The sequence below is a fragment of the Helicobacter bizzozeronii genome (assembly GCF_900196775.1).
GTDB lineage: Bacteria > Campylobacterota > Campylobacteria > Campylobacterales > Helicobacteraceae > Helicobacter > Helicobacter bizzozeronii.
Genome location: NZ_FZLB01000060.1, coordinates 1 through 8,848 on the forward strand (window position 1 = coordinate 1; position 8,848 = coordinate 8,848).

General features: G+C 46.6%; 9 protein-coding genes. 2 read left to right on the plus strand and 7 right to left on the minus strand.

Annotated elements, in window-relative coordinates; translation table 11 throughout:
- Window positions 1–100 precede the first annotated feature (100 nt).
- The 7 genes from galU to C5684_RS07145 all read right to left on the minus strand — a co-directional run bounded on the left by galU (window position 101) and on the right by C5684_RS07145 (window position 7,695).
- Entirely contained in the window at window positions 101–931 is an 831-nt protein-coding gene (gene galU, locus C5684_RS07115) for a UTP--glucose-1-phosphate uridylyltransferase GalU (RefSeq protein WP_104639871.1), read from the minus strand.
- Entirely contained in the window at window positions 928–2,598 is a 1,671-nt protein-coding gene (locus C5684_RS07120) for a lytic transglycosylase domain-containing protein (protein WP_104639872.1), read from the minus strand. The genes galU and C5684_RS07120 overlap by 4 nt, the downstream gene beginning before the upstream one ends.
- Entirely contained in the window at window positions 2,582–2,896 is a 315-nt protein-coding gene (locus tag C5684_RS07125; protein ID WP_104639873.1) for a YggT family protein, read from the minus strand. Before C5684_RS07125 ends, C5684_RS07120 begins: the two co-directional genes overlap by 17 nt.
- A complete protein-coding gene (gene gltX / locus C5684_RS07130; protein ID WP_104639874.1) occupies window positions 2,886–4,226 on the minus strand; it encodes a glutamate--tRNA ligase in 1,341 nt (446 codons plus the stop codon). The genes C5684_RS07125 and gltX overlap by 11 nt, the downstream gene beginning before the upstream one ends.
- A gap of 216 nt (window positions 4,227–4,442) precedes the next feature.
- Entirely contained in the window at window positions 4,443–5,468 is a 1,026-nt protein-coding gene (locus C5684_RS07135; RefSeq protein WP_104639875.1) for an outer membrane beta-barrel protein, read from the minus strand.
- Window positions 5,465–6,454, minus strand: a complete 990-nt coding sequence (locus C5684_RS07140) for a tRNA dihydrouridine synthase (RefSeq protein ID WP_013889980.1) — start codon at window positions 6,452–6,454, stop codon at window positions 5,465–5,467. The genes C5684_RS07135 and C5684_RS07140 overlap by 4 nt, the downstream gene beginning before the upstream one ends.
- 14 nt (window positions 6,455–6,468) lie before the next feature.
- Window positions 6,469–7,695: a CCA tRNA nucleotidyltransferase gene (locus C5684_RS07145; RefSeq protein ID WP_104639876.1), complete on the minus strand. Its 1,227-nt coding sequence runs from the start codon at window positions 7,693–7,695 to the stop codon at window positions 6,469–6,471.
- A 50-nt stretch (window positions 7,696–7,745) separates the two neighbouring features.
- On the opposite strand from C5684_RS07145, the gene queC reads away from it, so the two are divergent.
- Both queC and C5684_RS07155 read left to right on the plus strand, forming a co-directional pair.
- Window positions 7,746–8,480: a 7-cyano-7-deazaguanine synthase QueC gene (gene queC, locus C5684_RS07150; RefSeq protein ID WP_104639877.1), complete on the plus strand. Its 735-nt coding sequence runs from the start codon at window positions 7,746–7,748 to the stop codon at window positions 8,478–8,480.
- Between the two features lie 57 nt (window positions 8,481–8,537).
- Window positions 8,538–8,848, plus strand: a 311-nt coding sequence (locus C5684_RS07155; RefSeq protein ID WP_158650207.1) for a DnaJ domain-containing protein, incomplete at its 3' end; no start/stop codon positions are given.

Here is an 8,848-nt window from a genome sequence, read left to right on the forward strand (position 1 = left end):
GGCTTGAGGTGGGTATAGACAAACCCAATAATCAAAACAGGGAAGGCGAGCAGAAAACCAGCCACCCAGTAAAAGCCGTAAAACCACAGATCATACATGGCTAATGGGATTGTGTGTAGATGTGGTAAAAATCATTAGTGGCTTGCACAAAGCCGTGCATGTTCCCACAATCATAACGCTTGCCTTGAAACTTGTAAGCTAGAACTAGCTTACTTTGGGCTTGTTGCAAGAGCGCGTCTGTGATTTGGATTTCGTTATTCTTGCCCGGTGGGGTGTTTTTGAGCACCTCAAAAATATCGGGGGTTAAGATATAACGCCCGATCACGGCTAGATTGCTGGGGGCTTCCTCAGGCTTGGGCTTTTCGACCATGTCTTTTACTTGATAAACCCCGTTGGCAATTTCTTGCCCACAAATCACGCCGTATTGGTGCACCTCCTCTAGTGCCACTTCCTCAATGGCAACAATGCAGCATTGGTATTTGGCATATAAATCCACCATTTGGCGTAAAACCCCAAAGCCCGACGCATTGACACACAGATCATCAGCTAAGATCACACAAAAGGGCTCATTGCCAATCAAGGTTTGGGCGGTGTGGATGGCATGCCCTAATCCTTTCATCTCATGTTGGCGGGTGTAAGAAAAACGGCAAGTTTGCATGATGGTGCGAATCCCGGCTAAGGATTGCTCTTTGTTGGTCCCATTGATTTGGTGCTCTAATTCGTAGCTAATATCAAAATGATCTTCAATGGCGCGCTTGCCCCGCCCGGTTACAATCGCCATTGTGTCGCAACCCGCTTCCATCGCCTCCTCCACGCCATATTGGATCAAGGGCTTATTGGCAATGGGGAGCATTTCTTTAGGCATCGCCTTTGTGGCGGGTAAAAAGCGTGTGCCATACCCAGCAGCGGGGAAAAGGCATTTTTTAATCATGGAATGTCCTTAAGAGTGGCATCAAAAAAGGCGTTGATGTCAAAATGGTGGGGTTGTCCTTGCTCATCTGCAAAGAGTTTTTGGTAGATGATGTAATTTGCCATGACCTTTTGCCCATAGAGGCGTGTTTCATTGTAAGGAACAAGCTCCATACTCAGCCATGGTTCAAATTTGCGTTGGCGGGTGAAAAAATGCCTCTCTCTTATAAGATGGCGGAAAAACTTAGGCCCGCCATTGTAAGAATAAGCCACAAAAAGCGGGTGTTTAAATTCCTCTTTTAAGTAATTGAGGTAATAATTCCCAAAGACTAGGGCGATCTTGGGGTTGAACATATCGGTTAGTTTGGTGGGCCCTGCGCCAATCTGGCGGGCAAAGGGGGCGACATTGAAGGGCATGATCTGCATAAGACCCAGTGCATAGGAGCGCGAGATCAAAGCGGGCAATAATAGACTTTCTTGGCGCGCCACAGCGTAAGCCAAAGCCTTTTCGGGCACGCTTTTCCAAGAGATGACCCCCTCATAGGGGGCTAAAAAATAGTGCCGTTGTCTGTTGTAGTAGCGATCTAAAAAATAAGCCAAATGGGGGGTTGTTTGCGTTGTCTTAAGGGGTTCTAGGGCTTTTAAAAAGGCATTTTTATCTTGGATGGCTAAAATTTTATCCCTTAAAATCTGCCATTCAAAGGGGTCTTTGATGTCAAAGTTAGGTTGTTTATGCCTAATGCCCTCTAGGGTGCTCACAATTTTGTATTTGGGGGTGGTGCCCAGATTCAAATTCGCATAAATGCTGAAGAGATCGGGGGAGGTGCTTTGGCTTAGGGTGTGTAGGTAGGTTTTGTTGTGGCTCACTAGGTATTGCCAAAAGAGGGCTCTATTTTTCAAAAAGCTACCATCTGCTTCTTGCTCAGAGCGTTTAAAATATTCTAAAGCCAAACTGCGTTCATCATGCATCGCCGCATTCAAGCCCAAAATGAAAAAAGTCTTGGAATCAGAATGGGTGATGCGCGCTTGGGCTAGGGATTTTTTGAAGTGTGAAAAGCGCGCGTCCCGCACAATGCGCCGGAGAATATCATTAAAAGCCGAGTCGTTTTGGTCGGCTAGATGGGCGAGGGTTTTAGGATTGATGGCGTGGTCTAAGAGATTGAGGCGTTGCCTGTAGGAGAGTGCATTATAAATGCTACTCAGCGTGGAGGCATTAGCTCTTAAGACCTCTTGGGTCATATCCGAGCTTAAGAGAACCTTCATGATCGCATGCAATTTAGGGTGTGTTTGGGCGATCTTTTCTTGCATAAATAATAAAAGCTCCCGATCGGTCGGGTTATGCGCATGCCTTAAAATGCGCCCAATGCTCAAGCCCGTGGCGATGCATTTGTTATTTTGCAAGCTCAACTCTTTAAGCGAGAGTCCATAACATGCATTGCCCGGTGGCGTGGGGAGGGCTTTTTTAGCCACCATTGCTGCTTGGATACGCGCGCTCTTGCTATTCACCAGCCTATAAGCCTCTTGGGCTTCTTCAGCTGTGGTGCTCTTTTCTTGCAAAAACAGCCAGATATAAAAATCCCGTGCAATCCCTTTGGGCTTGCTTTTGAGGAAATCTAGGGTGATCTCTTGGGCTAAAAGCGTGCCGACCAAAACTGCCGTTAGGAATAGGATTTTAAAAATAGAAGGCATGGTTACACCCTTGTGCATAATAACACAACAACTTGACTAAGGTCAGATCGATGAATTTTAGACAGATAACCACAGCCAAAGGCGAAAGATCGATCCCATTGAACACCACAAAGGGCATGATTTGCCGAACTTTTTGAAAGAGCGGTTCGGTGAGGCGATACAGCATTTGCACGATCACATTAGAAGGATCAGGGCGGATGAAACTCAGCACAGAGGCGATGATCACAATCCACATATAAAGGTTAATGAGATTATGTAAAATCGTTGCCAATGCGCCTAAGATGGTGCTAGCAACCATGATCGCCCTTTAAGACTAAAATGTCATCCAAAAAGGGCTTGAGGTGGGGGTAAAGCAGGGCTAATTCCACGCCGTGCAACTCACCGGTGAGCAAGAGGCGCAGGGGCTTAAAAAAATCCTTGCCCTTGAGTTGGCTTTTTTGCATAGCCAGTTGCTTAAACTCTGTAAAATCCTCACAAGCGGGCATGCTTTTAAGCACACTGGATAATTGCAAAGCTTGTTGTTTGAAATCGCGATCGCCCTCTTGTTGTTCAATATCTTTGGGCGCAAAGAGCGCATGCAATTTGGCTTGCAATTCGGCTAGCGTGCTGCACTCTTGTAAGAAAAGTCGGGCTAGTTGGGCTTTTTGGGGGTGATCTAGATTTAAGAGAGTGCCTAATTCCTCAAGGCTTAGACGCTCTAGGTGGCGGTGGTTGAGGTGGCGCAGATAGGCTAGATCAAATCTTGCCCCCGCTGGGCTCACGCGCCCCATTTGTAACCATTGGATAGCCTCTTGCAAACTAAAAAGCTCGCTAGGGGGGTTATAACCCAAAGAGAGCAGATAATTAGCGATGCTTTGGGGTAAAAAACCTTCTTGGATGAGCCATTCTACACTGGAGGCGGCATGCCTTTTACTCATTTTCTTGCCATCTTCTTGATTGAGTAAAATAGGCAAATGGGCGTATAAGAGATTTTGGGGGGGCAGGTTGAGTGTGCGTCTTAGAGCTTGTTGGATCAAAATCTGTTTGGGGGTGTTGCTGACATGATCTTCGCCCCGAATGATGTAGCTGATCTTGTAGGTCAAATCATCGCACGCACATGCAAAATTGTAGGTCGGGGTTTGATTAGATCGCAAGATCACAAAGCTATCTAATTCAAAGGGATCAAAGCTTAAAGTCCCCTTGATCACATCTTGAAATTGCAAGCGTTGCGTGCCACCCTTTAGGCGCACCACCGGGTGGGGGTTGCTCTTTTGTTCTATGAGTGCCCAAGAATCCTCATAGCGGAAGGGCTTATTAGCTTGCAGGGCTTCTTGCTTTTTGGTTTCTAAAAATGCGGGGGTGCAGTGGCAATAAAAAGCCTCCCCATGGTCTAGGAGTTTTTGGGCATATTCTAAATGTGTGGGCAAATTCGCACTCTGATAGACCAAATGATCCCAAGAAATGCCCATGCTCTCTAGGATTTTTAAAATCTCTTGATCTTTGCCGGGGATATTGCGCTCTAAGTCGGTATCTTCAATACGCACCATCAGGGGTTTTTGCAGTTGCCTAGCCACCACAAAATTAAACAAGGCGACCCGCAGATTCCCAATGTGCATGCTTCCAGTCGGGGAGGGCGCAAAACGCAACATTCTAAAGCCTTTTTGAAAAGATTATATCTAAAATGGTGTTTTAAAGTAAAGGTATATTTTTACAGCCTTTCCATTAATTGCCAAACACCCCAAAAGTCCAAAATCCTCAAAAGCTCATGCAAAAACGCCATGTTTGCAAACTACAAAACCCACGGAAAACCCAAAACAACAATTCTGTTCCAAGTGGCGGGGCTGTAAGGTTTGTGATGATCTAAGCTAAAACAAATACGCATAACTCACATAAAATTCATCGCGGCGTGTGGTGCTCAGAGTTTGTTTGAGGGTTTGTTGCGTGCCTGCATTGTGGTTGCCATAGTTATACCAGTTATTTGCGGTGATCTTGTAGTAGGGGAATTTCCAGCCGATGTTGATGCGGTTATGCTTGCCTAAGTAGAGTTGGTAGCCCACATTGACAAAAAAGCCCCCCCCAGCAGCAAAAAAACGCGTTTTGGGGTTATAGCCCAGTGCGCCTAAAACTTCATTTTTAAACACATCGCTCCAAAGCATGGCGTATTCCACGCCCCCGCCCACAAACACGCCCATTTTGAAAAAGAACATTTTGGCATAGACTCGTTTGAGCCAATAATCTAAGGGGATATTTAAAAACACATCCACATTCAGCCCAAAGGTCATAAAATGTGCGGGCGTGTTGAGTAACACAGCTTGCGGGTTGGGTGTGGGGCATAAGCCTAAGGGGTTATTGGCACTAAGAGGGGCACAAGGGGAAGTGTAGCTAGAGGGCACGCCTAAATTAGTGCCGGGGATAGCTTTTAACGGATTAGGATTAGGCATGGTCTCAGGAATCGCATTCCCTGTTGTGGGGTCGATGGCTTTGATGTATTGGGGGTTGTAGTTTTGCCCGCCCTTATTTTGCACCTTGTAACGGCTGCCTAAGTTGGCATTGGCATATTCTAACGTGCCATAAACCCGTAAGCCACTAATGGCAAATTTATCAAAAAAGATTTCATCACCCACGGTGTAGGTGAAAGCAAAACCCGCACTTTTTTTAGGGCTTGTCTTATAAAACCCCGTGATTTCATCGCCCTTACACAGACTTTTGGGGCATACCGGTTGGCTACTATTAGGCATAGTGCTAGGGTTGCTCATGCTCACTTGTTGGCTAAAGGTGCTCTCAAACCCACCCACATAGCCAAAACGCACACCTGTGAAAACATGGTTTTTGAGTGCCCCCAAGGGCTGCAATAAGCCCAAAAAGCCCACCAAAACAAGCCGTCTTGTCATATGCTTTGGTGATTTAAAGTGATAATTTGGGGTAGGTTATCTAGGGGTGTTGCCGTGCTAAAAAATTCCTCAATCTGCACACGGCTTTGTTTAGGGCAGGTCATGGAATTGACCACGCCTTTAAATGCGCTGGCTTGGGCGTGCCCTTTGGCATAAGCGTGCAAGTTTTTACGGAACATCACCACCCCCCGATCCCCATAAAAAGCCACCATCTTATCAAAATGCTCCAAGACCAAATCTTTTTTCACAAGGGCGGGTAATTCCTCTGTATTATGCTTAATCTGCCAAAAAATCCATGGCTTGATAAGGCTTGCCCGCCCGATCATCACGCCTTGCGCCCCCGTGTAATTGAGCACTTCTCTAGCCTTAGAGGCACTATCAATCTCGCCATTAGCAATTAAAGGCTTATTTAAAATGGCGCGCATTGCCCGCACGCTCTCATAGTCAATTCTCTCTTTTTTGTAGCGATCAGCCCGTGTGCGTGCATGCACCACCACAAAATCCACAGGGGCATCATTGAGCGCATGGGCGATCTCTAGGGGGATTTTAGACTCAAAGCCCAAGCGCACTTTCACGCTGGTATAAGGTTTATTGGTGTTTTCTTTAATCACCCTTAAGAGTTGCACCAAATGTTTTAAATCCTTGAGTAACCCGCTCCCATTGCCATGATTAGCCACTTTGGGCGCAGGGCAACCACAATTAAAATCTAAAATATCAATCCCCCCCACTCCGTTAAGCAACTCCACCGCCCTTTGCACGATCTCAGGTTTAGAGCCCGCAATTTGCACGCTAAAGGGGTCTTCTTCTGGGGAGCGCGCCCACATCTTGGCATTTTTTTCAAAGGCATAGACCAGCGCATGGGAGCTAACCATTTCACTCACGGTAACATCCACCCCAAAGCGTTTCACCACACTTCTAAAGGGCAAGTCCGTATAACCCGCTAGGGGGGCTAGGAATAACAAATTATCAAAATGGAGTTTAGACATAAAGATTATTTTAGCTAATCTTGTCTTAATTTGTCTGCCCACCTACGGGCTAGGGCGAACAAGCAGGGCAACTCATTGGGGGTTTGCTCTAAGATCACACTTTGCAAACAATATTGCAAGCATGCCTTAAATTGCGCACCCTTAAGCCCAATTGCCTTTAAATGCTTGCCCTTGATTTTTAAAAACTCTAAGGAATAGACCGTCTGCTTAGTTTCTTTAAGGTGTGTTCTTAGTGCCACGCTTAAGGGCTGGTTCGTGCTGGCTAACCAGCCTAAAAACGCCCGGAATGCGCTCAAGCTTAAAATTTGTAATTGTTGTTTCACCCAAACCCTATTTTCACAAGGGCGGGCATTTTGGATATAGGCATGGAGTTGGTTGAGGGCTTTGGTGGTTTTTTTGGGGAGTCTGAGGTGTTCTTGCAAGGTGTTAAGCTGGGTGGGGTTTAAGTGTTGGCTACACACTAAAAGCCTTGAGAGCAAATTAGGCGGGGTGTTGCCTAGATTTTTTAGATGGCTAGAACACAGAGGCACGCCCAAAAAAGACTCCAAGATTTCTTGGTAATCCACGCACACCACACCCGCAAAATTGCCTAATAAAAGTTTGCAAAACTCGTTTGTGATGCGCTCTTTGGCGATGCGTGCTAATAGGGGGGCATGTTGGATTAGGGCATGCGCGCTTTGGGGCTCGATCACAAAGCCTAGCGTGCTTGCCAAACGCAAGACTCTTAAAATCCGCAAGGCATCTTCTTGCAAACGCACAGAGGGGTTACCCACCAGCCTTAAAAGGCGCGCCTTGAGGTCTTTAAGCCCGCCATGCAAGTCCAAAAGCCCCTTTGTGGGGTGCAAGGCTAGGGCGTTGATGCTGAGATCACGCCGTTTTAAATCCAGCTCAATGGAGCGCACAAAGGACACGCTTTGTGGGTGGCGGTAATCATGGTAATCGCTCTCTTGCCTAAAAGTGGTGATCTCAAAAAATTGGCGTTGGTGATACACGCCCAAAGTGCCAAATGCCTTAGCGTGCTTTAAAATTTTAAGTCTGGGAATGCCCCTTAAAAGCGCGCTCAATTCCTCAGGGGTGGCACTACTAGCCAGATCGTAATCTTTGGGTTTCTTGCCTAACAACAAATCGCGCACACCCCCCCCCACCACATAGGCTTCAAAACCCCCTTTTTCAATATAAGCATGCAATGTTAAAAGGGTTTTGGGGAGTTTGCGCACCAAATGCCTATAGTGGTGATCCAAGTGAAAGCCCTTATCTTTGCTATAATGGGCTATTTTAACAAAGAGAAACCATGTTTAACCCCTTTGACATCTCCGCCTTGTTAGCCACTTCTTTTAAGGGCAGTTGTGTCCTCTGTTTTAGTGGCGGGCAGGATAGCACCACTCTAGCCCTTTGGGGCAAACACGCCTTTAAGCAAGTGCATTTGCTAGGCTTTAATTACGCCCAAAAACATGCCATTGAGTTAGAACAAGCCCAAAAGATCGCCCGGTTGCTGGATTTGCCCTATACATGCCTCTCTTTGGATTTTTTAGCCTCCATAAGTGCTTCTGCCCTCTTTACACACAGCACAGAGAGCATGCGGGCTAGCCACCCACGCAACCCGAATTTACCCGCCTCTTTTGTGCCCGATCGCAATGCGTTATTTTTGACCCTCGCACATGCCTACGCCTTCAATGTGGGGGCGGATTTTGTGCTTGTGGGGGTCTCCCAGCAAGATTATAGCGGTTACTTTGATTGCCGTGAGGGGTTTATTGCCAGCATGCAAGAGAGTTTAAACTTAGGGGCTTTTGGGAGCAAGGAGGGCATTAGCATTTTAGCCCCCTTGATGTTTGCTAGCAAAGCCCAAGAGTTCCAGCTAGCCCAAGAGTTGGGGGGGTTGGACTTGGTGCTAGAGCATAGCCACACCTGCTATGAGGGTGTGCGGGATCAAAAACATGTTTATGGCTATGGGTGCGGGGTGTGCCCAGCCTGTGCCTTGCGCCAAAAGGGTTATGCAGAGTTTTTAGAATATTATAAGAAAAATTGATACTATAAGACTAAAGTTTTATGCTATAATGTGCTTTAATTCATACAAAGGATTCACATGGGAAAAAGTTTATACAGCACTTTAGAAGTGAGCGAGGGGGCGAGCAATGAGGAGATTAAAAAGTCTTATCGGCGTTTGGCACGCAAATACCACCCAGATTTAAACAAGGGCAAGGAGGCAGAGGAGAAGTTTAAGGAGATCAACGCTGCTTACGAAATTTTGAGCGATCCGCAAAAACGCGCCCAATACGACCAATTCGGGGATAACATGTTTGGCGGGCAGAATTTTAGCGATTTTGCGCGCGCTCAGGGGCGTAATGCCAACTTTGATGATATTTTATCCCAAATCTTTGGGGGTGGGGGTTTTAG

Bases quoted from the DNA above. Each gene is read 5' to 3' on its own strand.
- C5684_RS07140 (WP_013889980.1), bottom strand. From the start codon at position 6,454: ATGTCTAAACTCCATTTTGATAATTTGTTATTCCTAGCCCCCCTAGCG.
- C5684_RS07125 (WP_104639873.1), bottom strand. From the start codon at position 2,896: ATGGTTGCTAGCACCATCTTAGGCGCATTGGCAACGATTTTACATAAT.
- gltX (WP_104639874.1), bottom strand. From the start codon at position 4,226: ATGTTGCGTTTTGCGCCCTCCCCGACTGGAAGCATGCACATTGGGAAT.
- C5684_RS07135 (WP_104639875.1), bottom strand. From the start codon at position 5,468: ATGACAAGACGGCTTGTTTTGGTGGGCTTTTTGGGCTTATTGCAGCCC.
- queC (WP_104639877.1), top strand. From the start codon at position 7,746: ATGTTTAACCCCTTTGACATCTCCGCCTTGTTAGCCACTTCTTTTAAG.
- galU (WP_104639871.1), bottom strand. From the start codon at position 931: ATGATTAAAAAATGCCTTTTCCCCGCTGCTGGGTATGGCACACGCTTT.
- C5684_RS07120 (WP_104639872.1), bottom strand. From the start codon at position 2,598: ATGCCTTCTATTTTTAAAATCCTATTCCTAACGGCAGTTTTGGTCGGC.